We start from the raw sequence: 25,450 nt of genomic DNA on the forward strand, positions 1-25,450 counted from the left end.
TCAGCCGCTGTACTCGGTGAGGTCGATCGCGTGGACCCGCAGCGGATACCCGTACTCCGGGTGAACCGTCTCGCGTTCCGGTGTCATGCCCAGCTTGCGCATCACGTTCTCGGACGCGGTGTTCCCCGCCCGGCAGATGCTGACGACCCGGTCCAGGCCCCGGTCCTGGAGGGCGAACTCCAGGACGGCATGGGCGGCCTCGGAGGCGTAGCCCTGCCCCCAGAAGGGGCGGCCGAGCCGCCAGGCGATCTCGATGTCCGGGAGCACCTCGGGGAGGAAGTCCGGTACGGACAGCCCGGCGAATCCCGCCAGCTCTCCGGAGGCGAGGAGCTCGACGGCGAAGAGGCCGAAACCCTCCTCGTCCCATTCCTCCTCCCAGCGCTCGATGTCCTCCGCCGTCTGCTCCAGGTCGCGCACGGAGCCGTCGCCGATCCAGCGCATCACCTCGGGGTCGGCGTTGATCTCCGCCATGGGCGCGAGGTCGTCCTCCGTCCAGCGGCGCAGGAGGAGGCGGGGCGTGAGGATCTCGGTCATGCGCCCATTGTGCCGAATGGGCGGGCCCGCGCCGACCGCGTCCGGGTTGAGCCCAAAGCACCGGTTTGGCGCTGGACCTTTCTATGAATCGGCCGTTGCCATGAACACCCCACCGGCCACTCCCGTATGGAAGGACGCGCTTCTCCCTCTGCCGGGACCCCCCTTAACCCACACACCCCCCGGCAACGAAGCAGAGGAGTTCCATGGGACGCACATCGAGAAAACGCTCCACGCTGGCCAACCGGGCGATCGCCGCCTCGGCCGCACTGATCCTGGGCGGGGGCGGGCTGCTAGCGGCCAATACCTATGCCTCCGCAGGCGAGGGCTGGTGGCCGGGCGGACGGGACGACGGGCAGCGGAACAGCACCACCCGCGCCGCCGGCGACCAACCGGTGTCCACCGTCGACTGTCCGGACGTCGGCAATTCGCTCCAGGAGGTACCCGACCAGCAGCGCTTCGCGGTCGACCGCGAACTGGCCACACTGGACACCCAGATCACCACGGCCTATCAGCGGTTCGCCGACAACAGGGAGCGGGTGCAGTCGGACCGCTCCTTCGCCGAGAACCAGATTCTGGCTCCGCTGCGCAACGAACGCCTGGTGACCATCCAGCGGATCGTCGCGCTGATCGACCGCTCGGCCGAACGGCCGCAGGGACTGGAGCAGATGGCTCCGTGCACCCTGCGCGACGACGGCAACAACGACGGCGACGGCCAGAACGACGGCGGGGACCAGAACGGAGGCGATCAGAACGACGACGGCCAGAACCAGGACGGCGACCAGAACCAGGACGACGGCCAGAACGACGGTGCCGGCAACGACGGCGACAACCAGGGCGGCAACGCCGGCCAGGCCGGCAACGGGCCCGAGGCGGGCGACTTCGTCGAGATCCAGAACGTCCAGCCGAACGTCCAGGAGCCGCCCAACCAGAACGGTGCCTCCCAAGGCACGTTCACCACGGACTGCGGTGTGAACGCCAACGGCAAGTTCAACCCGGACAACGTCATCGTCGCCCCGGGCGTGAGCAATGGCGCCCACCATATGCACGACTACGTCGGCAACCAGGCCAACGACGCCTTCGCCAGCGACGACGACCTGGCTGCCGGTGACACCACGTGCCAGAACCAGGGCGACAAGTCGACGTACTTCTGGCCGGTGCTGCGCCTGCAGAACGGGCAGCAGGAGAACGACGCCAATGCGGACGGCGGCGGCAACGACCAGAACGTCGGTGAGATCCAGACACCGTCACAGGTCACGAATACCTTCGTCGGCAGCCCGGTCAGCGAGGTGACGGCGATGCCGAGGTTCCTGCGCATCATCACCGGTGATGCGAAGGCCTTCGTCAACGGCGACGCCAATGCCAACGCCTCATGGAGCTGCACCGGCTTCGAGGACCGTCAGCTGAAGGACAAGTACCCGATCTGCCCGGAGGGCAGCCAGGTGGTGCGTACCTTCAAGTTCCAGAGCTGCTGGGACGGCCAGAACATCGACAGTGCCAACCACCGCACCCATGTGGCCTTCGCGGACGAGGACGGCAGCTGCCCCAACGGCTTCCAGGCGATTCCGCAGCTGGTGCAGCGCATCGTCTACGACGTGCCGCCTCCGGTGTTCGACGGGGACAACCCCTCGGTGTTCGCCGTGGACTCGTTCCCCGAGCAGCTGCACAAGCCGGTGACCGACCACGGTGACTTCATCAACGTCTTCGACGAGAACCTCATGGAGGAGGTGGTGGACTGCATCAACGACGGGCGCAAGTGTCAGTGACCCGCCGAACGACGCACGAGGCCGGGTCTGCCTGGAGTGTTCCAGGCAGACCCGGCCTCGCCGTGTGCGGACGTCCTCGTGCAGCGGCCTTTCCGGGCCGGCCCGGTGGTCCGGACCGGCCCGTCCCGGGCCGATGCCGCGGGCCTCAGCCCTCGTGGTGACCTGTGTGCTCCTCCTCGCTCCCGCCCGTGCCCTGGCCGCTGGAGCCGCCGGTGTGCGAGCCGTGCTGCTCACCCTTCTCCACCGTGCCGCCGAGCCGGTCGCGCAGTGCGGCCACCACCTTCTCGTCCCCGACGGCGACCCATTTGCGGCCGACCAGATAGGTGCCGCCGTAGTCGTTCGCCTCGTTGATCCATTCACGTTGGCCGCGGTCGGTGGTGAAGGTCACCAGCACGTACCGGCCGTCGGCCGTCTTGCAGTTGGCCTGCCGCAGCTCCGCCGCGTCGGTCTGGATGTTCGGTTCGCACGCGGCCCGGTGCGCGATCTCCTCCAGGCTGCCGGTCGCCGTCCGGGGCGCCTTCGCTTCCCCGTCGGCGCCGACACGCCCGTCGTCGCCTGCCGATGAGCAGGCGGCGGCCAGGAAGAGGAGGAGCACAACTGCCGGTCCTGTCCGGGCCGCCCGCCGCGTGCCGCTGTTCGTCGTTGTCCGCATCCGGCCATGGTGCACTCCCACCCTCTCTTCGTGCGGACGAACCGCGAGTAACGTGCGCTGCGCACGCACCTGTTGTCGCTGGAACAACATGGAGGAGCGCTGATGGACGAGCTGTCGAGACGTACGCTGCTGGGCGCGGCAGGCGCGGTCGGGGCAGGCACGGTGCTCGCCGCGCACACCCCGGCCACCGCGGTCGCGGGCTCCGCGGCACTCCCCGCCGCCCGCACGGAGCAGCCGCCCGCCGCCGCGGTCGACGCCCGGGTCGACGCCCCGGCCGATTCCCCGGTCGACGCCGCGCTCGCGGCGCTGCGGCGGCTGCTGCCCGAGCACGCCGGGCAGTTCCGGCTGCGGCTGCTCGACGGCGCGGAGCGGTTCCGCGTCACCGGCTCCACGGGCCGTGTCGAGGTCGCCGGCACCAGTGCGGCAGTGCTGCTGACCGGGGTCCACTGGTACCTCAAGTACGTCTGCCGGGCCCACATCTCGTGGTCCGGCTCCCAGCTCGATCTGCCCCGCCGCCTGCCCGCGCCCCGCGCACCGCTGGAACGCGCCGCGACCGTCGCCCACCGGTTCGCGTACAACGACACCCACGACGGCTACACCGCCCCCTACGCCGACTGGCCGCGCTGGGAGCGGCTGCTGGACGTGCTCGCCCTGCACGGATGCAACGAGGTGCTGGTGACACCGGGCCAGGAGGCGGTGTACCACCGGCTGCTGAAGGACTTCGGCTACTCCGACACAGAGGCGCGCACCTGGCTGCCCGCGCCCTCGCACCAGCCGTGGTGGCTGCTGCAGAACATGAGCGAGTACGGCGGCCCGATGTCCACCGCCCTCATCGAGCGCCGCACCGACCTGGGCCGCAGGATCGCCGGCCGGATGCGGGATCTGGGCATGCGCCCGGTGCTGCCGGGCTACTTCGGCACCGTCCCGGACGGTTTCGCCGCCCGCAATCCGGGGGACGCGCGGGTGATCCCGCAGGGCACCTGGAACGGTCTGCGCCGCCCCGACTGGCTCGACCCGCGCACCCGGGCCTTCGCCGATGTCGCCGCCGCCTTCTACCGGCACCAGGCGGAACTGTTCGGCGAGGTGCACCACTTCAAGATGGACCTGCTGCACGAGGGCGGCACGGCGGGCGACGTACCGGTGCCGGACGCCGGCCGGGCCGTGGAGCGGGCGCTGCGCACGGCCCGGCCGGACGCGACGTGGGTGATCCTCGGCTGGCAGGCCAATCCCCGACCGGCGCTGCTGGACGCCATCGACACCGACCGGGTCCTGATCGTCGACGGCCTGTCCGACCTGGACACGGTCACCGACCGGGAGAGCGAGTGGGGCGGCGCGCCGTACGCCTTCGGCACGATCCCCAACTTCGGCGGCCGTACGACGCTCGGCGCGAACACCGACCGGTGGACGGAGAAGTTCAACGCCTGGCGCGACAAGCCAGGCAGCGCCCTGGTGGGCACCGCGTACATGCCGGAGGCGGCCGAGCGGGACCCGGCGGCGCTGGAGCTGTTCAGCGAACTGGCCTGGCGCGAGGAGAAGGTCGACCGGGACGCGTGGTTCGCCGAGTACGCGCACATCCGCTACGGCGGTGACGACCGCTCCGCACGCGAGGCGTTCGCCGCGCTGGCCGCGACCGCGTACCGGCTCACCAGCACCGACGGCCGGTCCCACGACTCGCTGTTCTGCCGCCGGCCGTCTCTCGCCTACTCGATCGGCACGGCCTTCGACCCGGCGGGCTTCGACCGGGCGTTCGCCGCCCTGCTGGCCGTACGGCCGCGGCTGCGGGACTCGGACGCGTACCGCCACGATCTCACGGATCTGGCGCGGCAGGCCCTGGCGAATCGCTCGCGCATCCTCCAGCTGCCGCTGCGGGCCGCTCACCGGGACAAGGACGTCGACACCTTCCGCGCGATCGCCGCGCTGTGGGTGAGGCTGATGCGGCTGAGCGACACGATGGCGGGCTGTCACCGCTCTTTCCTGCTCGGGCCCTGGCTGGAGGACGCCAAGCGGCTCGCCACGAGCCCCGAGGAGGCGGTGGAGCTCGAGCGCACGGCCCGCGCGCTGATCACCACCTGGGCGGACCGGGCGGCCGCCGACCAGCTCAGCAACTACGCCAATCGGGACTGGCAGGGGCTGATGGACGACGTCCATGTGCCGCAGTGGGAGGCGTATCTGACCGAGCAGGCCGACGCGATGGCGGAGGGCAGGGCGCCGAAGCCGTTCGACTGGTATCCGGCGGAGGAGGCGTGGACGAAGGACCGGCGCGCGTATCCGGTGCGGCCGACGGGCGACGCGTACCGCACGGCCCGCCGGGTGCACGACACCCTGGCCCGTGCGCCGTACCAGGGGTTCGTCTCGGTGCGGGTGGAACCGGCGGCGTTCACCCCGGGCAGCACCGGCACGGTCACGGCCTCGTTCCGCAACCTCAACGGGCTGAGGGCGACAGGTCCCGTGGACCTGGAGCTGACCGGCCTGGACGCCGAGCCGCAGGGCGCCGCACAGCTTCCGGGTGTCCCGGAGGGCGGCAGCGGCGAGGTGGCGTGGCGGGTGACGGCCCCGGACGAGCCCCTGACGGAGCCGCTGGTGCCGATGCCGTACGCGCTGACGACACGCTACGGACCGGAGGGCGAGGAGCCGGTGGCGGTCACCCAGCGCAGCAGTGTGCACCTGGCGTCGCCGCTGGACCCGGAGTGGCGCACGTTCACGTCCAACGCGGCCGTGTTCGGGCAGCTCGGCGACCGGCTGGCGATCAACGGCTCGGGCAACGACCTGTGGCGGGGCACCACGCAGTTCGGCACGGCGTACCGCGAGGGCGCGCTGGGCGAGGGCGGCAGTGTGCTGCTGCGGGTGGACACGCAGGAGAACACGGGCAGTTGGGCGCGGGCCGGCATCGTGGTGCGCAACGCGCTCGCGAAGCCGGGTGACGCGGGATTCCTGAACCTGGCCGTGACACCGGGGCAGGGTGTCGTGATGTCGTACGACACAGGCGGCGACGGCACCCTCGACGCCTACCGGCGCATCACGGGCATCAAGGCGCCGGTGCTGCTGCGGCTGACGAAGCACGTGAGTGCGTCGTTCACCGGCGCCTGTTCCACGGACGGCGGGGCGACCTGGCGGACGGTGGCCACGGTCACCGCGGCGGGGGCGGCGGCCCGTCAGGACACCGGGTTCTTCATGAGCGCGACGAACGGCGGCAGCGGCGCGCGGGGCACGGTGCGGTTCAGCGGCTGGTCGCTCACCGGAGGTGTCGCGCCCGCCGGCTGACGTCCCCGGCGCATACATTCCGCTCATGACCGCGATCCCGTCCACCACTGCCGCCAACCTCCGTGATCTCGGGGGCATCCCGCTCGACGGCGGCGGCACGGTGCGCAGCGGTGTGCTGCTGCGTTCCGGGCAGCTGCACCGACTGGACCCGGCGGCGGATCCGGCGGTCGCCGCGCTCGGTGTGCGCACGGTGGTCGACTTCCGCACCCGGTCCGAGCGCGACGCCCGCCCGGACCGGGTGCCACCGGGCGGGCGGCTGCTGCTCGCCGATGTGCTCGCGGACCAGGTCGCCGCCGGCCGGATGCCGGCGGCGGCCCGGCTGCGTCAGCTGCTGGCCGATCCGGCCGTCGCCGAGCAGGAGCTGGGCGGCGGCAGGGTGCTGTCGATGTTCGAGTCGATCTACCGCTCGTTCGTGACGACGGACTCGGCGCGGGCGTCCTACGGCGCGTTCCTGAACGAGCTGGCGGAACCCGGCGCGATGCCCCTGCTGTTCCACTGCACGGCGGGCAAGGACCGTACGGGCTGGGCGGCGACGATCGTGCTGACCGTGCTGGGGGCGTCGCCGGAGGCGGTGCGGGCCGAGTACCTGTCGGTCAACGCGGCGGTGCGGGAGGCGTTCGCACCGATGGTTGAGGGGTTCACCCTCCAGGGCGGGCGTCCCGAGACGGCACTGGGAATCATCGGTGTGGCGCCGGAGTACCTGGCGGCGGCGCTGGACGAGGTCGACGCACGGTACGGGTCGATGGAGAGGTACGTGACCGACGGCCTGGGCGTGGCGCCCGCCACGCTCGGACGCCTCCGCGAGCACCTCGTCACGACGGCGTGACCGGCCGGGCGGGCCACACCCGCGCCGCCGCTGGGTGACCGGCCGGGGCGGTTCGTACGTGCACGGCCACCTCGTCACGAAGGCGCGACCGGCCGGGCGAAGCGCACTCGTGCCGCCGCTGGGCGACCGGCCACCGGGGTGACCGGCTGCTGGGGACCGGCCACCGGGGATGACCGGCCACTGCGTGACCGGCTGCCGCTGGGTGACCATAGGACGATTCGCTCGTTCTGCTGAACGTGCGCTCACAGGATGCCGATACCGACACTGCCCCATCCACCTCCTCGCGCCCGGCCGTTGACGCCGGTGTCGGGGTCGAGCAGGTGGAGGCCGCGCTCGTCGAGCACTATCCGCGGCTCGTCCGGATCGCCTATCTGGTGCTGCCGCCGACACTTGGCCGCAACCGCCGGGTACTGACGGCGCACGCACTCGTGCAGCGCTCGCTGCCGCGCGGCCGCGGGGCCTTCCCCGGCTCCCCCGCGGTGCCGCGCGCCCGCCCGGAGGGGGCGGCCGCCCCCGGCTATGTGTTCGTCCGGGACCGGGTGCTGCGCCAGGCTCTGGACGCGGGACTGCCGCTGCGGCGTGCGGCCCGGCCGCGGCGGGCCCAGTTCCCGCCGCTGCTGCCGCACATCTGGGGCCTCAGGGTCTTCCCCCGGTCCGGCGGGGCGGACGAACTCGCCCTGGACCAGCGGCTGTCCGCGCTGAGCGGGCCCGCCCGCGCGGCCTATGTGCTGCGCGGTCTCGAAGGGCTCACGGACGCGCAGGTGCGCGACGTCCTCGTCGCCGCGGGTGCGGTGGACCCGGGCGCGGCGCTCGCGGACGCGGATGCGGTGCCGGGCGGGAGGAAGGCCGCGGCGCTGCTCGGTTCGCCGGAGTTCGACCCGTGTTCGCTCCAGGTGCGCCCCACGGATCTGATACGCCGCCGCCAGCACACGAGGGCGGCTCTGGTCGCCGTGGCCGCGCTCGCGGTCTGCGGGGCGCTGCTGGGGCGCGCGGGCAACGGGTGGGGGGCGGGCGGCCCGGCGGCCCCTCCCCACGCCCGCGACGCGGCGGCCGAGGCGGCGCTGGATCCGGGCAGGCTGACGCAGGTCGCGCCCGGTGCCTGGCAGCAGTCCACTCGGCGGGACTTCTCGGTGTGGCCAGCGCGTGGCGCGCTGGTGGACGACCGCGATCTACTGGGACGGGCGCTGGCGGTGTGGGCGCGGCCCGGCGGGAGCAGCCGGGTCTCCGCGACGCCGGGCACGCCGCCCGGCCCGCCGATGGGGCCGCCGCAGCTGCTGTTCGCGGGTGAGGTGGGCAAGGCCCGGGTCGTGCTGCTGTACGACGGGCTGCGGGTGGTGCGGTACGCCGAGCCGCGGGACGGCTCCGCCGGTGAGGCGCTGGACTTCGCGCGGACGGACGGCGCGGAGGCCGTCTCCGCGGCGGCACTCGTCGCGGGCCGCGAGGACGGCCGGGTCCGCTATCTGACGGCGCCGTGGGTGCGGGAGGTGTCCGTACGGGACCTGCTCGCGCCCGCGGCCCGGCCGCGCCCGCTGGGACGGGACGCCGACGGGCTGACGACCGCGCTGCCGAGTCCGGCGCAGGCGTCCGCGTGCCGTGCGTGGCACACGCTTGAGATCGGCGAGGGCGGTGGGGCCCGGCTGCTGACCGACCTCGGTGAACTGACGCCCGCGCGGCTCACCTTCGGTCCGCCGACCGCTCCGAAGGACGCCACGGACCCCGCGGCCCGCGCCGTCTGGGCGCGTACGGCCTGTTCTCTGTCCGGGCTGCGCTCGCACGGTGTGCGAGGCGTCAACGCCTGGGAGTACGCTCGGCAGAAGCTGCCTGAGGCCAACGGCATGGCCGCCTGGCTGTGCACACGCGCCGAGACCTGGCGGGGGGCCGGCGGCCGGGTGATGGTGCAGTTCCACGCGCAGGCCGTGCGTCCCGAGGCACCGGGCACCGTGGTGGCGCGGGCGGAGGACTCACCGTCGTGCGGTGTGCGCGAGCCCCGGGTGCTGTCCGGTGTGCTGTGGAAGTCGCAGGCGGGGCAGTGGTACGTACTGGCGGCCGGCAGCGGGCAGTTCGCCTCGCTCACCGTCTCGGGCGGGATGGCCGGCGAGGGCGCCGGCCCGGTGCTGGCAGTACGGGCGCGCGAGGGTGCGCGGGCGGAGCTGAACGGGCGCCTCACGGACGGGACCGAGGTCGGGGCCCTGCGCTGAGCGAGAACCGGCGGCTGGAAACCGGCCCGAGAACCGGCAGCGCCCGCCCGACCGTGACCATGCTCGTCCACGAGCACCAGGGCGGGCAGGGGGAGCGCAGCGCAAGAGGGAGGCAGCGAGGCTCGCCGCGGGCCGGTCTGTAGGGTGGCCGCATGACGACCGGGGTACGACGCAGGATGGGCGTCGAGGAGCGCAGGCAGCAGCTGATCGGTGTGGCGCTGGAGCTGTTCAGCCACCGCTCCCCCGACGACGTCTCCATCGACGAGATCGCGGCGGCGGCAGGCATCTCACGACCGCTCGTCTACCACTACTTCCCCGGCAAACAGAGCCTGTACGAGGCGGCATTGCGCCGGGCCGCCGACGAACTGGCCGGGCGGTTCGAGGAGCCGCACGACGGTCCGCTCGGCGCACGTCTGCTGCGGGTGATGGGCCGCTTCTTCGACTTCGTGGACGAACACGGCCCGGGTTTCTCGGCGTTGATGCGCGGCGGCCCTGCCGTCGGCTCGTCCACGACCAACGCGGTGATCGACGAGGTGCGGCAGGCCGCGTTCGACCAGATCCTCGCGCACCTGGGGATCACGACGCCGTCGGCGCGGCTCGAACTGGTCGTACGCTCCTGGGTCTCGCTCGCCGAGTCGACTGCGCTGCTGTGGCTGGACGGGCGCAGCATCCCGCGCTCCGAGCTGGAGCTCCAGCTCGTGCACGATTTCGCGGCGCTGGCCGCGGTGAGCGCGGCGTACGACGAGGAGATGGCGGGGATCGTGGTGGCCATGTTCGCGGACGAGCCGGCCGACGGCCCGTTCGGCGATCTCGTCGGCCGCCTGGTGGCCCTCGCGCCCGCCGTGACGCAGGTGCCCCGCCAGCGCCCCTCCTCACCCGGACCGTGACTGACAAGGGCAGAGCGGCTGACGGCCGCCCTTGGCCGTGGACTTCCCCGGAGCGGGCGGGCCACCCAGGCCGGCACGCTCCCGATGGCCCCCGGCGGGTGACTTCCCCGGAGCACAGCAGGTCACCCAGGCCGGCACGCTCCCGATGACCCCCGGGCCGGCCGGGACGGCCGCCGGTCATGATGAGGGCATGATCACCGAATCCGCCTTCCGCCTCGCGACGCCTGCGGACGTCGACGCCCTACTCACGCTGTACGACGGTGCCGCGCACTGGATGCTGCGCCGGGGCATCGACCAGTGGCGGCCCGGCGGCAAGGACGCTCGGCACTTCCGCCGAAGGATCGCCGAGGGCGAGGTGTGGCTGCTGCGGACCGCGGGCCGCCCGACAGGCGCGTACGAACTGTGGTGGGAAGACGAGGAGGCGTGGGGTGCACAGCCCCCGTCGGCCGGCTATGTGCACCGCCTGATGACGGATCGGTCCGCTCCCCCCGGTACGGGCCGGAAGCTGCTCGCCCACGCGGAGGCACAGATCGCGGCCGCCGGACGGGACTCCGCCCGGCTCGACTGCCTGAGCAGCAACCCGCAGCTGCGGACGTACTACGAGAGCGCGGGGTACGCCGTGGTCGGCGAGCAGCCCGCGAAGACGGCGGCGGACGGCAGCCGCTACGGGGTGCTGCTGCTGGAGAAGCGCCTGCCGAGCGCCTGGACCACACGCCCCTGAAGCATCCCCGAGGCGCCCATTACGGACATCTCGTCCGTCAGGGGCGGCGCATGCAGCATGAACCTGTCCGGGGGATGATCAGGGTGGGCCGTGCATCTGGCAGACTCTCGTCCCATGGGTGAAGCGACCGTGAAGACTCTGGACAGCCGGACGGCGACCCCGTCACCCATAGTGGACGACGAGGCCGCCTCCGAAGGTGCCCGACCCACCGCGGATGTCCGGCGCGCACCCCGGTCGCCCCGCCGCCCCCGCATTTGGTTCGAGATCCTGCTGATCGCGGTGAGTTACTGGACGTACTCACTCATCCGCAACGCGGTACCGGAGCAGCGGACCCAGGCCCTGCGCAACGCGGACTGGATCTGGGAGGCCGAGCAGACCCTCGGCATAGCGGTGGAGGAGTCGGTCAACCGTGCCGTGAATTCGGTGACATGGCTGATCGTGTCCATGAACTACTACTACGCGACGCTGCACTTCGTCGTGACCATCGGTGTGCTGGTGTGGCTGTACCGCGGACAGCCCGGCCGCTACGCCGCCGCCCGCCTCGTCCTGTTCGCCACCACCGGTGTAGCGCTGGTCGGTTACTACCTGTATCCACTCGCGCCGCCCCGGTTGATGAACGGGCAGCACTTCATCGACACCGTGCTCGTCCACGAGACCTGGGGATCGATGGCCTCGGGCAACTTCAAGAACATGTCGAACCAGTACGCGGCCATGCCGTCGATGCACATCGGCTGGTCGCTGTGGAGCGGCATGATCATCTGCGCGCTCGCGACGGCGCCCTGGGCGAAGATCCTCGGTGCGCTGTACCCGACCCTGACGCTGGTCGTCATCGTGGCGACGGCGAACCACTTCTGGCTGGACGCCGTGGGCGGCATGATCTGCCTGGCGTTCGGCTACGGCGTCTCGTACGCGTGGTACCGGGCGCTGCCGCACCGGCTGCCCCGGCTGGTGCCGGAGGACCCGAACCGGCTCCAGCGCTTCCGCCGTCAGCTGCCGACGCGCGTCTAGCCGGAGACCACGCCCGCCGGCCGGGTCGCCCGGTTCCTAGGAGCCGGAACCGTAGAACAGCCTCTCCACCACGCCCCGCGCCCGCCGGGTCACCCTGCGATAGCCCTCCAGCATGTCGCCGACGTGCCCGGGCCCGTAGCCGAGGTAGCGGCCAACCGCCGCCAGCTCCCGGCCGTCGGAGGGGAACGTGTCCCCCGCCCTGCCGCGTACGACCATCACGCCGTTACGCACCCGCGTCGCCAGCACCCACGCCTCGTCCAGCGTCGCCGCGTCCTCGGCCGACATCAGGCCGGCCTCCCGCGCCGCCGCGAGGGCCTCACGGGTGCGGGTGGTGCGCAGGCCCGGTTCGGCCCGGCCGTGGCGCATCTGGAGCAGCTGGACCGTCCACTCGACATCGCTGAGCCCACCGCGGCCCAGCTTGGCGTGGAGCGTCGGGTCGGCGCCGCGCGGCAGGCGTTCGGACTCCATGCGCGCCTTGAGCCGGCGGATCTCCCGTACGGCGTCCTCGCGCAGCCCCTTCTCCGGGTACCGCAGCGGGTCGGCGAGCGCGACGAACCGGGCGCCCAGCTCGGCGTCACCGGCCATGGGCCGCGCGCGGAGCAGCGCCTGGCTCTCCCACACCAGCGCCCAGCGGCGGTAGTACGCCTCGTAGGAGGCGAGCGTGCGCACCATGGGCCCGCTCTTGCCCTCCGGCCGCAGATCGGCGTCGATCAACAGGGGCGGGTCGGCGGTCGGCAGTTGCAGCAGCCGCCGCATCTCCGCGACGACCGCGGCGGCGGCGCGTGCCGCCTCCTGTTCGGCCACGCCGTCGCGCGGCTCGTGCACGAACAGGACGTCGGCGTCGGAGCCGTAGGCCAGTTCGCCGCCGCCGAAGCGGCCCATGCCGATGACCGCGAACCGGGTGGGCAGCGTGTCGCCCCACTGATCGCGCACGGCCGCCCTGAGCGCGCCCGCGATCGTTGCCGCGGTGAGGTCGGTGACCGCCGTGCCGACCCGGTCGACGAGGGCCCCGGGATCGGCCTCGGCGGGGCGGTCCTCGGTGCCGTAGGAGGCGATGAGATCGGCGGCGACCGTACGGAACAGCTCCCGGCGGCGCACTCCGCGGGCCGCGGCGACGGCGGCCTCGGCGCTGTCCGCGCGCCCGACGGCGGCGAGCACCTCCTGTTCCAGATGGTCGCGCCCGCGCGGCCGCAGCCCCTCCGGGTCGCCGAGGATCGCGACGGCCTCGGGAGCGCGCAGCAGCAGGTCGGGGGCGAGCCGGCCGGCGGACAGCACCCGTGCCAGGTTCTCGGCGGCCGCGCCCTCGTCCCGCAGCAGGCGCAGGTACCAGGGCGTCTTGCCGAGCGCGTCGGAGACCTTGCGGAAGCCCAGCAGGCCCGCGTCGGGGTCGGCGGAGTCCGCGAACCAGCCGAGCAGCACCGGCAGCAGCGTGCGCTGGATGGCGGCCTTGCGGGACACCCCCGACGACAGCGCCTCCAGGTGGCGCAGGGCGGCGGCGGGGTCGCCGTACCCCAGCGCTTCGAGACGCTGCCCGGCAGCCTTGGGGCTGAGCCGGATCTCGCCGGGCGCGAGCTGGGCGACGGCGTCCAGCAGCGGCCGGTAGAACAGCTTCTCGTGGAGCCGGCGCACCACCGAGGCGTGCCGCTTCCACTCCCGGTTGAGGGCGGCGACGGGGTCGGTGCGCAGGCCCAGGGAGCGCCCGAGGCGGCGCAGGTCGGCCTCCTGCTCGGGCACCAGGTGGGTACGGCGCAGCCGGTACAGCTGGATGCGGTGCTCCATGGCGCGCAGGAAGCGGTAGGCGTCGTCGAGCTGCGCGGCGTCCGCGCGGCCGACGTACCCGCCGGCGGCGAGCGCCTGCAGCGCCTCCAGTGTCTTGCCGCTGTGCAGGGAGGCGTCGCTGCGGCCGTGCACGAGCTGGAGGAGCTGGACGGCGAACTCGACGTCGCGCAGCCCGCCGGGCCCGAGCTTCAGCTCACGCTCTATCTCGGCGACGGGGATGTTGTCGACGACGCGGCGGCGCATCTTCTGCACGTCGGCGACGAAGTTCTCCCGTTCCGCGGCCTGCCAGACGAGCGGCGAGACGGCGTCGATGTACTCCTCGCCCAGCGACAGGTCCCCGGCGACCGGGCGGGCCTTGAGCAGCGCCTGGAACTCCCAGGTCTTGGCCCAGCGCTGGTAGTAGGCGAGGTGGCTGGACAGGGTGCGCACGAGCGGGCCGTTGCGTCCTTCGGGACGCAGGTTGGCGTCGACGGGCCAGATGGTGCCCTCGACGGTGGCCTCCGAGCAGATACGCATCAGATGCGAGGCGAGCCGGGTGGCGGCCTGGAGGGCCTTGCCCTCGTCGGTGCCGTTCGCCGGTTCACCGACGAAGATGACATCGACGTCGGAGACGTAGTTCAGCTCGTGACCGCCGCACTTGCCCATGGCGATGACGGCGAGACGGCAGGCCGCGGCGTCGCCGGGTGCGGCGGCGCGGGCGATGGCGAGGGCGGCGCGCAGGGTCGCGGTGGCGAGATCGGCGAGTTCGGCGGCGGTCTCGGCGACGTCGATGGTGCCGCACACGTCGCGGGCCGCTATGGCCAGCAGGCACCGGCGGTAGGCGACGCGCAGCGACACGGGGTCGCCCGCCTCGGCGAGACAGACCTCGAACTCGGCCACGCCTGGGTGCAGATCGGCGGACTCGTAGGTGAACAGAGCCTGCCAGTCGTGCGGGTGGCGGGTCAGATGGTCGCCGAGCGCCTCGGAGGCACCGAGTACGCCCAGCAGCCGGTCACGCAGGGGCTTGGCGGTGACGAGGGTGTCCAGGAAGCGGCGGCGATCGCCGTCCCCGTGCGCCTCCACCAGGCGCACGAGGCCGCGCAGGGCGAGGTCGGGGTCGGCGGTGACACCGAGCGCGTCGAGCAGCACCGGGTCGGCCCGGACAGGGGCCATGTCGGGGAGCTCGAGCAGCCGCTCGGCGGCGGAGGGATCGGTGAAGCCGTGCCGCAGGAGTCGCGTGAAGATGCTGCTTCTGCGCCCCGGCGCCGTCATCGCGTCTCTCCCGTCCTCGCCCTGACCAGCGTGCCGGTTCGAGACTAGCCCCCGCCGCCCGAGCAGCACCGGCCAAACCACGCGCATTCCGGGACGGCGGGGGCGCCGCGGTCGACGGGGAGCGCGAGCCACGCAAGCGGCGGTGGCACCGCGAGCCACACCGGCATCGCGGGCGGTGCGCGAGCGGCGCGGACGACGACAGCACAGCCAGCCCAAGCGGCGCGGGCGGCATGGGCAGCGCCGGCGGCGCGGGCGGCATGGGCAGCGCGAGGACGCGGACAACGCAGGAAGCGCACGGCACGGGCAACGCGGACCACACGGACAGCGCGAGCCACGCAAGCGGCGGGGGCGGTGGCACCGCATGCCACGACAGCGGCAGGGGCGCCGCGGTCGACGCAGAGCGTGGAAGGCGCGGGGAGCCCAAGAGGCGGAAGGCGGGCAGACCGGATAACGCGGTCGGGCGACAGGGGGCGGTGGCAACGCGAGCCACACCGGCATCGCGGGCGGTGCGCGAGCGGCGCGGGGAAGGCGGGCAACACGGACGGGCAGCGCGGGCGGCGCCAGCGGCACGTACGGCACCGGCGCGGACCACACGGACAGCGCGGGCCATGCGCACCACGCGTGGGAGTGACGCAGGAGACGCGTGAGATACGCCATGTTCCCCCCACTTCGCACGCGACGAGCCGCATCCTCGGTAGTTCCGTCTTCACGGCAGGCCGGTGCCGATCTTCGTGCCCGAACCCATTGCGCGTTCGTGCCCGAACACGATGCGCACCGGCCCGAACCTTGTCCACCCGGCATTCCTGAACACCGAAGGCACCACCGCAATGCGCTCGTCCGGGCCCCGCCGCCGCTTCACCCTGCTCTCCCGCCGTGGCCCGACGGCGGCCCTGCTGATCGCCCCGGTCGCCGTGGCCGGCTGGGTCTTCGGTGCCGATGCCTCAGAGGCGCCCCCGGTACCGAAGGCACGGCCGGCGACCGTCCAGGAGAGCCCGGCGCCCACGGGACCCGCGCCCACCTCCGTGGTGCAAATCCTCGCGCACCCCGACGACGACCTGTTCTTCATGAACCCCGACACCCGGCAGTCGATCGTCTCGCGCTCCCGGCTGACGTCCCTCTACCTCACGGCGGGCGAGTCCGACGGCGTCAACGCCGCCCGGACCGGCCCGCTGGCTCCCTCGGTCAGGCCCGCCGCCGACAAGGCCCGTTACGCGGAGGCCCGGCAGAACGGCATACGCGCCGCGTACGCGGAGATGGCGACCGGCGACCGGACCAGCCCGTGGCGTCGCACGGCGATAGAGACGGCGGGCGGAGGCGCCGCCGAGCTGGACGTCCTCGCGGCCCGCCCCGAGATATCGCTGGTGTGGGTCCAGCTGCGCGAGGCGGGTTCCGTCAGCGGCGACCGGCCCGTCAGTCTGCACGGGCTCTGGGACGGCCGGGTGAATGAACTGCCCTCCCAGCTGGCGTCCGGCTCCCCGGTGGAGCGGGACTTCGCCTATGACAAGAAGCAGGTCGTCGACACGGTGGCGGGGCTGCTGGAGCGGTTCGCGCCCACCCACGTACGGATGCAGGACCCGACGCCGGGGCTGGTCGCCGGGACGGACCGCCCCACCGACCACCAGGACCACCTCTTCGGCGCACGTTTCGCACAGGCGGCGCTGGCGCGGTACGCCGCGACGCCGGGCCATCCGCCGTTCAGCGTCCAGAACTACCTGGGCTATTTCACCAGCGGCTTGCCGCACACGCTCGACCCCGAGACCGCGGCGGCCAAGCTGCGCACGATGCAGACGTACGCGTGGATGGACGAGACGAACTACTGCGGCGACGAGGCCGGCTGCGGCGACCGCAAGGTGGCGGCGCGCCCCGGCGGCCACGGCTGGACGCGGTCCGTCCGCTACACCCGTGGCGAGTCGACGTCCTGGGTCCAGCCGGGGCGCGGCCGCGAACTGTGGGCGTTGTCCGTGCTGGACACGCGGCTCGCCGTCTGGCACCGCGGTGCGCGGGGCGACTGGACCGGCCCAGAGCTGCTGCCCGGGGCCGGGCTGGACAGCGGTGTGACCTCGCTGCGCCTCGCGGACGGCCGGATCGCGGTGTTCGCGACGCGTACCTCCCTGGGCGCGGCACCCGCCGACTACCGCCGCGACGTGGTGACGGCGGTGCAGCGCACGCCGGGCGGCGCGTTCGGGCCGTGGCTCTCGCTCGGCACGCCCGAACCGGACGACGCGACCGGCCTTTCCGACATCAGCGCCCCTGCCGCGACGGTCGACAGGCGGGGCCGGATCACGGTCTACCTGCGCAACAGCCGCTACTCGCTCAGCTCGATCTCCCAGCACGACGACGGCTCCTGGGCGTCCTGGCGGGAGCGCGGCGGCCGGAACCTGCACGGCGACCCCGCCGTGGCGTCCGACGCGAGCGGCCGCCAGCACGTCTTCGTCAGCACACCGCTGACGGTCTGGTCCTGGACACAGGCCGAGCCGGGCGCGCCGCTGAGCGGCCCCACCGCGACGGGTCTGCCGCCGACGACGCTGACGCTGAGCGCGGCGCCGGAAGGCGACGGCGTACGGCTCTGGTTCCGCAAGCCCGCGTCGGGCGCGGTCCGCACGGTGCGCTTCTCCGGCCCGCTGGCGTCCCCCGTGACCGAACTCGGCGGGGTGGCGGGCTTCGGGCCGGTGAGCGCGTCGGGCCCGGACAACACGCTGCTGGCGGTCCGCTCCGGGACGGGCGTACCGGGGACGTACGTCCGGGCATCGGGCGGCCCGGGCACGGCGGGCCGGTCGGCGGGGGCAGGGCAGTGGCGCTCGGGCGGGCCGCTGTTCACGGGTGCTCCGGCGGGCGCCGCGGCGGGGGTGGGCGCGGTCGGGCAGGACGGGCGGCTGTACTGGTCACGGCCGGACGCTCCTCAGGCGTGGCAGCCCGTGGACTGAGCGGGGACCGATGAGTATGGGCGGTCGCGCCGGTCTGCACAGGTGCCATCCGATGCGCGCTTGCGAGAGGACCGGAACGATGCCCACGAGCGATCCCCGTACGGATCTCGATGCCCGGTTCAGCGATCCGAAGGCGTCGCCCGCCGACTGGTCCGAGGCGCTCGCGCTGATCCGCGCGGCCGAGGTGTTCTGGCTGACGACCGTACGGCCGGAGGGCCGCCCGCACGTCACCCCGCTGATCGCGGTCTGGCACGACGGTGCCCTGCACTTCTGCACCGGCCCCGACGAGCGGAAGGCGAAGAACCTCCGCGCCAACCGCGAGGTCGTCCTGACCACCGGCGGGAACGCGCTGGGCGAGGGCCAGGACGTTGTGGTCGAAGGCGAGGCGGTCCGCGTCACGGACGAGGCGACGCTGCGCACGCTGGCCGGGCTGTGGGTCGAGAAGTACGGCGAGTACTGGACATTCCAGGTCCGTGACGGCGTGTTCGTCGGCGACGGCGGCGAGGCACTGGTATTCCGGGTGGCGCCGCGGACGGCTTTCGGTTTCCACAAGGGCGAGCCGTTCGGCCAGACCCGCTGGCGCTTCACCGGCTGACCGTACTGCGAAAGGAACCCGTCGTGGACATGACCTTGGAAGTCGTCACGGTCCCGGTCTCCGATCTGGACCGCGCCAAGATCTTCTACGGGGAGGCCCTGGGATTCAAGGTCGACCTCGACTCGGAGGTCGCCCCCGGGATGCGCATCATTCAGCTGACGCCGCCCGGTTCGCGCTGCTCCATCGCGCTGATGAGCGGCATGCCCTCCCATCCGGAGCAGCCCACGATGCCGCCCGGCTCGCTGCACGCCCTGCAGTTGTGCGTCACGGACATCGCGAAGGCGCATGCGGAGTTGATGTCGCGCGGGGTGCCGGTGTCGACGATCCAGCACGTGGGCGAGAGGGGGTGGGAGGAGGGGCCGGGCGAGGAGTGGAACTCCTTCCTGTTCTTCAAGGACCCGGACGGCAACACCTGGTGCGTACAGGAGGCGCCGTCACCGCTGTCGGAGCGGTGACGAACCCGCCCGTGCGGAGCCGCTGCCGCAGCGGTGACGAACCCGCCCGTGCGGAGCCGCTGCCGCAGCGGTGACGAACCCGCCCGTGCGGGGCTGTCGGCGCCTTCATGGGGCACCAGGAGCACGCCTGCACGTCCGGCGGTCTTCGGAGACGGTCATGAGGCAGCCTCGCCTCGGTACCGGGGCCGTCGAACGGCCCGGTATCGAGGGCGGGTCCCCGGAGCCGGCTTGTCCATCGGTCCACGGCGACCGCGGTCGCCGTGGACCGATGGAAATCTTTCTGCGAAACCTGCTCGCCGGCCGCGCCGAACGCCGTCGTGACGGCCTTCGGCGGGGGTCTCGGCGATCGTTCGGACCGGGTGCGGGGTGGCGGGCACGCGGGGGTGGCGGCAGTCCCGTGAACGCCCGTCCACACCCTTGCCACACCCTTCTGGCCTGGGCATTTACCTCTTCGGACCCTAGTGTTTGCGTAAAGGGGAAGGGACCTGATGGACCGCCACATACGCAGTGTTGATGACGTGTTGCAGCTCCTGGACGACATGTTCGCGCCGGAGGCCGACCGCTGGACGGCTGACGCGGCGGACTGGTGGGACGGCTTCTACGCCGACCGAGCCAAGCCTGTGCCGTTCTTCGTGTCCAAGCCGGACGAGAACCTCGCCTCGTACATCGACCGCGGCCTGATCCCGGCCGGTCGGGCCCTCGATCTGGGCTGTGGCCCCGGCCGCAACGCGCTCCATCTCGCCCGCTCCGGCTTCGATGTGGACGCGGTCGACCTCTCGCCCACGGCGGTCGCCTGGGCCGGGGAGCGTGCCCGCGAGGCGGGCGCGGACATCCGGTTCCACTGCGGCGACGCCTTCGCCCTCACCGCGAACGAGCTGGGCGGGCCGTACGACCTGATCCACGACTCGGGTTGCTTCCACCATCTGCCGCCGCACCGCCGTGTCAGCTATCTCTCCCTGCTCGACCGCCTCCTGGCACCCGGCGGCCATCTCGCCCTCACTTGCTTCGCGGCGGGCGGCATGGGCTCGGAGCTGCCCGACACGGACTTCTACCGCCAGTCCCGCCTGCACGGCGGACTCGCCTACACACCGGAGTGGTTGCGCTGGATCTTCTCCGATCTGGAGGAGGTCGAACTGCGGCGCATGCGCGACGAGCCGGCCGAATCGCCGTACTTCGGTGAAGCCTTCCTGTGGACCGCCCTGTTCCGCCGCGACACCCCGGCACAGCCTCCCGCTGTCGGACCCGGCCGCTACGGTCCGGGCTCATGACGACCGAACCCGACTTCCTCCACCGCACCCGCTCCTCCTACGACGCCATCGCCGCTGAGTACGCCGAGATGTTCCGCGCCGAGCCGGAGGCCAATCCGCTGGCCCGGGCCATGCTCGGCGCGTTCGCCGAGTACGTGGCGGACGGCAGCGTGGTCGAGGTGGGGTCCGGGCCGGGCCGTGTGACCGCCCACCTCCACGCGCTCGGCGTGGACATCCGTGGTATCGACCTGTCGCCCGCCATGGTCGCTCTCGCGCGGCGTACGTTTCCCGGACTGCGCTTCGACGAGGGGTCGATGACCGCACTCGACATCGCGGACGGCGCTCTCGGCGGGCTCGTCGCCTGGTACTCCGTCATCCATGTCCCGCCCGCCCGGCGGCCCGCCGTGTACGCGGAGTTCCACCGGGTCCTGGCGCCCGGCGGGCATCTGCTGATGGGCTTCCAGGTCGGTGACGCACCCGTGCGCCACACCGAGGCGTTCGGGCACGAGATCTCACTGGACTTCCACCGGATGATGCCCGAACAGGTCGTGCGGGAGCTGGAGGCGGCCGGGTTCGAGGCGCGGGTGCGCATGGTGCGGGAGGCGGCCGCGAACGAGCCCACTCCTCAGGCCCATCTCCTGGCCCGCCGACCTGGGTGAGCACGCGGGGCCCTGAACCGACGCGCGAGGGGGGTGCACGGCCTCGGTGGCTCGCGGCACCCCCGACGGTTGTGCCGGACCGGCGCGCGTCGCCCCGGACCGGGGCTGCACCCCCGGTCCGGGCCGATGCTGTGCGCGATGCCCGGTTGGACCGTCGGCGTCAGGCCGACGAGGTCCGGGCCGGTGCCGTCAGGCGCGCGGCGGCTCGTCCGGGCCACGCTCCGCACCGGGCTGCCGGCCGCCCTCGCCGCCGAACTGTTCCCTCATCTTCTCCTGGGCCGTGTCGACGTGGCGGCGGTGTCTGCCCTGGGTCCTGTCGTCCACATAGTCGCCGGCCTTCTCCACGCCCTGGTTCGTCCGCTCAGGGTGGCCCTTCAGCATGCTCTTGATCTTGTCCATCATGGACATGGGGTCTGCCTCCTCGACGCGGGGTCCCCCGTTCCCTCCAGAGTCACGGCACCCCGCGGACTTCGCATCCGCAGGAGTGACGGGACGGGCCCCACGGGCCCAGGGCGGCCCCACGGGCTCATGGGCTCATGGGCTCATGGGCTCATGGGCCCGAGCCTCCGGGCGTCCGGGCGGCCAGGTCCGCCGGGACGCCGCCTACTGCACCGGCAGGCTCTTGCGCAGCTCGAAGGCCGTGACCTCGCTGCGGTACTCCTCCCACTCCTGCTTCTTGTTGCGCAGGAACTTGTACGGCTCGCATGCGACCTCAGAGGACCCAAGGCAAGACCGGCCCACCAGCAGTCGGGCGGCCGTCTGTGGTCGTTGTTGGTCACTCTAGGCCGCCCTTCGACGGCCCACAGACGGCCCAGCTCCAACCGGGCACGGCTTCGGAGGGCCCTTCACCTCATGGGCAACGTGCTGGTCAGGAGCTCTATCGCGTCAAGTTGCCGGGGATCTGTCCACAAAAGTCCAGGGTCTGAAGACACCTTTCACGGCCCTTACCAGGTTCGATGCGGCGCCGACGGAAACATGCCGGATCCGATGTTGACGGCTCAACCTTGCTGTTGTCGACGACTTGTACCGGGAGTGCCCGCTGTGCGCCCTTGCGGCGAGCCTCACTGCGGTCACCGTCGCAGCCCTGTGCGCCTGTCCCGCGCCGGCAGCTCATCCTCGCGCTGCCGGACCGTTACAGAGGGACCCTTGCTCAAGGCCTGGAACCTTGCTCGTTCCGCTCCCATGCAGCCCTTGGTGCTGCGCGCTTGCGACGCGCGTCACTCCGGGTTTCAGCTACGTCGACGTCGCTTGGCGATGACAGTGAGCCATTTCCAACCTGGCGGCGGTGGCCGTGTGTTGTGACTGAGCGCTTCGTTGCCGACTGCGTCCGGACGAAGCCAGCCACGTTGGAATCAACTGGGCGATCGATCCCGATCATGACAGGATGACGGTTCAGGACAGGGGAGGCGGGGCGGTATGGGGCTGGACTACAGCTATGAGATCTTCATGCCCCCTCGGAACGTCGCGAGAGCACTGACCCGGCTGGCCGAGCTCGCCCCCCAAGGCCGCGAGACGCCACTGCTTCCGGTGACCCTGCCGGGCGGAGAGCAGTTGATCGTGCCGTTCACCTCGAAGTTCAAGAGCGACCCGGTCGACTGTTCGGCAGGCGGCTCGCTCGAACTGGACACCTCGATCGTCGTCGGCGTCGACGACGCGGTGCACGAGTTCTTCCTCCGCGATTCCGACAGGGTCGACGAGCAGGGACGGGTGTCGGTCGGGTACATCTACCTGACGGTCAGGTTCTCCCCCGCATGGCACCCGAACTTTGCATCACTGCAGTTCACAGCCGCTACCTCAAGCATGAGCCGGATGTTCGTGCAGTCCGCGAGCGTCAGGAAGGTGTTCACCGAGCTCACCGCCACCACCGGTGGTGTGTGCTGCCTCCTCGACACCGAGACCGACATCTTCGACATCTGCTGGCTCAACGGCGAGACGTTCAGTGGTGAGACTGTTCCCGGCACCCGTTTCTCGCGCTTCCATGATCTCGTCGCCGCCTGGTGCGAGCCGGTGGAGTAGAACGGGGACGGCGCCCGCACGGGATACGGCGCACCTGCCCGGTCAACGCTCAACCGGCCAGCTGAAGCGCTCAGTCACACGTGTTGGACGGAACTGCGGAACGACGCCCGCGCTGCCCGGCTCCACCAAGACCTGACCGCCGCCCGCACCCACGGCACCGTCGACGCGCTCGCCAAGGCCGACCTCAAGTGCTGGGCAGACAAGGCGTACCAGGGCGCCGGCGGACCCATCCGGGTGCCCTTCCGCGGCCGTCGCCTCAAGCGGTGGCAGCGCCGCCACAACAGCACACACGCCAAGATCCGCTGCCTCGGAGAGCAGGCCATGGCCACCCTGAAGGGCTGGCGTCTCCTACGGAAGCTCCGCTGCAGCACCAACCGCATCACAGCGATCGTCCAGGCCGTCCTCGTCCTTCACCACGCGTCAGCGTGAGGTTGGAAAAGGCTCACTGCCAGCGCAGTACCAGGCCGCGGTCGACCTCGGAGCGGGGTGCGGTCTCCGCCAGGGCGAGATCTTCGGCCTCGCGGACGACCAGGTCAGGTTCGACACGGGCTGGCTCCACGTCGCGTGCCAGGTGAAGGTGGCGAACGGGCACCTTGTCTTCGGCCCGCCGAAGCGCAACAAGGTAAGGGATGTGCCACTCCCCGACCGCGTTGCGCACGCCCTGAAGGGACACAAGGAGCAGTTCCCGCCGGTCGCTGTCAGTCTCCCGTGGCTCCGCCCGGATGGCCCGCTCGTGACAAAGCACCTGCTGTTCACCCGCATCGACGGAGGCGGAGCCGTGCGGCGCACGGACTTCAACACGCGGGTGTGGAAGCCCGCGCTCGTGGCCGCCGGCGTCATCCCGGAGCCGTCGGCCGGCGAGCGTCACCAGGCCGCCCGTGAGCACGGGATGCATGCGCTCCGGCACTTCTACGCGTCGGTTCTTCTGGACGCCGGCGAGAACGTGAAGGCGCTGAGCACGTACCTCGGACACAGCGACCCGGGGTTCACCCTGCGCGTCTATACGCACCTGATGCCGAGCAGCGACGGCCGGGCGCGAAAGGCCGTGGACACCATGTACGAGGCCGCCTCTCCCACACCCGACGGCCCGCAGACGGCCCAGGGAGGCTGAGACGCCTCCGAGCCGACGGTCGGTGACCGTCGGCCCGGAGTGCCGTACAGCGGTGAAACCAGGGCTGACCTGGTCTTACAGCACCGGCAGCGACTTGCGCAGCTCGAAGGCCGTGACCTCGGAGCGGTACTCCTCCCACTCCTGCTTCTTGTTGCGCAGGAAGAAGTCGAAGACGTGCTCGCCCAGCGTTTCCGCCACCAGTTCGCTGCGCTCCATCAGGTCGATCGCCTCGCCCAGGTTCTGCGGGAGCGGGGCGATGCCCATCGCGCGGCGCTCGGCGTCGGAGAGGGCCCAGACGTCGTCGTCCGCGCCGGCGGGGAGTTCGTAGCCCTCCTCGATGCCCCTGAGGCCCGCTGCCAGCAGGAGCGCGTAGGACAGGTAGGGATTGCAGCCGGAGTCCAGGGAGCGGACTTCGATACGGGCCGAGCCGGTCTTGCCCGGCTTGTACATCGGGACACGGATCAGGGCCGAGCGGTTGTTGTGACCCCAGCAGATGTACGAGGGGGCCTCGCCGCCCGAGCCGGCCGTGCGGGCCGAACCGCCCCAGATGCGCTTGTAGGAGTTGACCCACTGGTTCGTCACGGCCGAGATCTCGGCGGCGTGCCGGAGCAGGCCCGCGATGAACGACCGGCCGACCTTGGAGAGCTGGTACTCGGCGCCCGACTCGTAGAAGGCGTTGCGGTCGCCCTCGAAGAGGGACAGGTGGGTGTGCATGCCGGAGCCGGGGTATTCCGAGAACGGCTTGGGCATGAACGTGGCCTGGACACCCTGCTCCAGCGCGACCTGCTTCATGATCAGACGGAAGGTCATGATGTTGTCGGCCGTCGAGAGCGCGTCCGCGTAGCGCAGGTCGATCTCCTGCTGGCCCGGCGCACCCTCGTGGTGGCTGAACTCCACCGAGATGCCCATGGACTCCAGCATCGTGATGGCCTGGCGGCGGAAGTCCATGCCCACGTTCTGCGGGGTGTGGTCGAAGTAGCCGGAGCTGTCCGCGGGAGTCGGTCGGGTGCCGTCGACCGGCTTGTCCTTGAGCAGGAAGAACTCGATCTCCGGGTGGGTGTAGAAGGTGAATCCCAGGTCGGAGGTCTTGGCGAGAATGCGCTTGAGCACGAAGCGCGGGTCCGCGAAGGACGGCGACCCGTCGGGCATCAGGATGTCGCAGAACATCCGGGCCGTACCGGGGGCCTCCGCGCGCCAGGGCAGGATCTGGAACGTGCCCGGATCCGGCTTGGCGATCATGTCCGACTCGTAGACCCGCGCGAAGCCCTCGATCGCGGAGCCGTCGAAGCCGATGCCCTCGTCGAAGGCCTGCTCCAGCTCGGCAGGCGCCACGGCGACGGACTTGAGGAAGCCGAGCACGTCGGTGAACCACAGGCGCACGAAGCGGATGTCGCGCTCCTCGAGCGTGCGGAGCACGAATTCCTGCTGCTTATCCATTTCCACCCATCCTTGCCGGTCCCGCCGCCTGCCTACCGCCTGCCTACCGCCTGCCTACCGCCCGAGCATGCCACTGACGGGTTTCAGGCGCGTTGCGCAGTGCGTGCTGTGCCCATTGTGGGTCAG

19 protein-coding genes and 2 pseudogenes are annotated in these 25,450 nt (G+C 71.9%); 15 read left to right on the plus strand and 6 right to left on the minus strand.

Going from position 1 to position 25,450, the window contains the following annotated elements:
* Positions 1-534, minus strand: a complete 534-nt coding sequence (locus ACH5AF_RS15770) for a GNAT family N-acetyltransferase (protein WP_398902208.1) — start codon at positions 532-534, stop codon at positions 1-3.
* Positions 535-737: 203 nt separating this feature from the next.
* On the opposite strand from ACH5AF_RS15770, the gene ACH5AF_RS15775 reads away from it, so the two are divergent.
* The gene (locus ACH5AF_RS15775; protein ID WP_398902209.1) at positions 738-2,297 is read left to right on the plus strand and encodes a DUF1996 domain-containing protein; all 1,560 of its coding nucleotides are present in this window, start codon (positions 738-740) and stop codon (positions 2,295-2,297) included.
* A 145-nt stretch (positions 2,298-2,442) separates the two neighbouring features.
* On the opposite strand, the gene ACH5AF_RS15780 is transcribed toward ACH5AF_RS15775, so the two are convergent.
* Positions 2,443-2,949 carry a hypothetical protein gene (locus ACH5AF_RS15780; RefSeq protein WP_398902210.1) on the minus strand — a complete coding sequence of 169 codons (507 nt, stop codon included), beginning with the start codon at positions 2,947-2,949 and terminating at the stop codon, positions 2,443-2,445.
* A 102-nt stretch (positions 2,950-3,051) separates the two neighbouring features.
* Between ACH5AF_RS15780 and ACH5AF_RS15785 the strand changes: the two genes are divergently transcribed.
* The 6 genes from ACH5AF_RS15785 to ACH5AF_RS15810 all read left to right on the plus strand — a co-directional run bounded on the left by ACH5AF_RS15785 (position 3,052) and on the right by ACH5AF_RS15810 (position 11,850).
* Positions 3,052-6,210: an alpha-N-acetylglucosaminidase gene (locus tag ACH5AF_RS15785; RefSeq protein ID WP_398902211.1), complete on the plus strand. Its 3,159-nt coding sequence runs from the start codon at positions 3,052-3,054 to the stop codon at positions 6,208-6,210.
* 25 nt (positions 6,211-6,235) lie between these two features.
* Complete coding sequence (locus ACH5AF_RS15790) at positions 6,236-7,036, plus strand: tyrosine-protein phosphatase (RefSeq protein WP_398902212.1); 801 nt, start codon at positions 6,236-6,238, stop codon at positions 7,034-7,036.
* 236 nt (positions 7,037-7,272) lie between these two features.
* A complete protein-coding gene (locus ACH5AF_RS15795) occupies positions 7,273-9,234 on the plus strand; it encodes a hypothetical protein (RefSeq protein ID WP_398902213.1) in 1,962 nt (653 codons plus the stop codon).
* 152 nt (positions 9,235-9,386) lie between these two features.
* Positions 9,387-10,121 (plus strand): TetR/AcrR family transcriptional regulator, encoded by a 735-nt coding sequence (locus ACH5AF_RS15800; protein ID WP_398902214.1) that lies wholly within the window; start codon positions 9,387-9,389, stop codon positions 10,119-10,121.
* 190 nt (positions 10,122-10,311) lie between these two features.
* Positions 10,312-10,842 (plus strand): GNAT family N-acetyltransferase, encoded by a 531-nt coding sequence (locus ACH5AF_RS15805; RefSeq protein WP_398902215.1) that lies wholly within the window; start codon positions 10,312-10,314, stop codon positions 10,840-10,842.
* A gap of 114 nt (positions 10,843-10,956) precedes the next feature.
* Positions 10,957-11,850, plus strand: coding sequence for a phosphatase PAP2 family protein (locus ACH5AF_RS15810; RefSeq protein WP_398902216.1), 894 nt, complete (start codon positions 10,957-10,959; stop codon positions 11,848-11,850).
* A 36-nt stretch (positions 11,851-11,886) separates the two neighbouring features.
* Here ACH5AF_RS15810 and ACH5AF_RS15815 read toward each other — a convergent pair whose 3' ends face one another.
* Positions 11,887-14,880, minus strand: coding sequence for a bifunctional [glutamine synthetase] adenylyltransferase/[glutamine synthetase]-adenylyl-L-tyrosine phosphorylase (locus tag ACH5AF_RS15815; RefSeq protein WP_398902217.1), 2,994 nt, complete (start codon positions 14,878-14,880; stop codon positions 11,887-11,889).
* A gap of 827 nt (positions 14,881-15,707) precedes the next feature.
* Between ACH5AF_RS15815 and ACH5AF_RS15820 the strand changes: the two genes are divergently transcribed.
* The 5 genes from ACH5AF_RS15820 to ACH5AF_RS15840 all read left to right on the plus strand — a co-directional run bounded on the left by ACH5AF_RS15820 (position 15,708) and on the right by ACH5AF_RS15840 (position 20,760).
* The gene (locus tag ACH5AF_RS15820; protein WP_398902218.1) at positions 15,708-17,804 is read left to right on the plus strand and encodes a PIG-L family deacetylase; all 2,097 of its coding nucleotides are present in this window, start codon (positions 15,708-15,710) and stop codon (positions 17,802-17,804) included.
* A 79-nt stretch (positions 17,805-17,883) separates the two neighbouring features.
* Positions 17,884-18,399 (plus strand): pyridoxamine 5'-phosphate oxidase family protein, encoded by a 516-nt coding sequence (locus ACH5AF_RS15825; RefSeq protein WP_398902219.1) that lies wholly within the window; start codon positions 17,884-17,886, stop codon positions 18,397-18,399.
* Between the two features lie 23 nt (positions 18,400-18,422).
* Positions 18,423-18,854 carry a VOC family protein gene (locus ACH5AF_RS15830; RefSeq protein ID WP_398902220.1) on the plus strand — a complete coding sequence of 144 codons (432 nt, stop codon included), beginning with the start codon at positions 18,423-18,425 and terminating at the stop codon, positions 18,852-18,854.
* A gap of 488 nt (positions 18,855-19,342) precedes the next feature.
* Positions 19,343-20,122 carry a class I SAM-dependent methyltransferase gene (locus tag ACH5AF_RS15835; protein ID WP_398902221.1) on the plus strand — a complete coding sequence of 260 codons (780 nt, stop codon included), beginning with the start codon at positions 19,343-19,345 and terminating at the stop codon, positions 20,120-20,122.
* Positions 20,119-20,760, plus strand: coding sequence for a class I SAM-dependent methyltransferase (locus ACH5AF_RS15840; protein ID WP_398902222.1), 642 nt, complete (start codon positions 20,119-20,121; stop codon positions 20,758-20,760). The genes ACH5AF_RS15835 and ACH5AF_RS15840 overlap by 4 nt, the downstream gene beginning before the upstream one ends.
* 189 nt (positions 20,761-20,949) lie before the next feature.
* On the opposite strand, the gene ACH5AF_RS15845 is transcribed toward ACH5AF_RS15840, so the two are convergent.
* Both ACH5AF_RS15845 and ACH5AF_RS15850 read right to left on the minus strand, forming a co-directional pair.
* Positions 20,950-21,168: an antitoxin gene (locus ACH5AF_RS15845; protein WP_398902223.1), complete on the minus strand. Its 219-nt coding sequence runs from the start codon at positions 21,166-21,168 to the stop codon at positions 20,950-20,952.
* A gap of 195 nt (positions 21,169-21,363) precedes the next feature.
* A pseudogene (locus ACH5AF_RS15850) lies at positions 21,364-21,450 on the minus strand (glutamine synthetase); the annotation flags it as partial.
* Between the two features lie 726 nt (positions 21,451-22,176).
* Here ACH5AF_RS15850 and ACH5AF_RS15855 point away from each other — a divergent pair.
* From ACH5AF_RS15855 to ACH5AF_RS15865, 3 genes and pseudogenes are all read left to right on the plus strand, one after another.
* The gene (locus tag ACH5AF_RS15855) at positions 22,177-22,776 is read left to right on the plus strand and encodes a hypothetical protein (RefSeq protein ID WP_398902224.1); all 600 of its coding nucleotides are present in this window, start codon (positions 22,177-22,179) and stop codon (positions 22,774-22,776) included.
* An 85-nt stretch (positions 22,777-22,861) separates the two neighbouring features.
* Positions 22,862-23,205 (plus strand): annotated as a pseudogene (locus tag ACH5AF_RS15860) (transposase family protein); the annotation flags it as partial.
* Positions 23,206-23,509: 304 nt separating this feature from the next.
* The gene (locus ACH5AF_RS15865; RefSeq protein WP_398902225.1) at positions 23,510-23,887 is read left to right on the plus strand and encodes a tyrosine-type recombinase/integrase; all 378 of its coding nucleotides are present in this window, start codon (positions 23,510-23,512) and stop codon (positions 23,885-23,887) included.
* A 75-nt stretch (positions 23,888-23,962) separates the two neighbouring features.
* On the opposite strand, the gene ACH5AF_RS15870 is transcribed toward ACH5AF_RS15865, so the two are convergent.
* A complete protein-coding gene (locus tag ACH5AF_RS15870) occupies positions 23,963-25,324 on the minus strand; it encodes a glutamine synthetase family protein (protein WP_398902226.1) in 1,362 nt (453 codons plus the stop codon).
* Positions 25,325-25,450: the final 126 nt, after the last annotated feature.

Source organism: Streptomyces sp. NPDC018833 (assembly GCF_044390825.1).
Classification (GTDB): domain Bacteria; phylum Actinomycetota; class Actinomycetes; order Streptomycetales; family Streptomycetaceae; genus Streptomyces.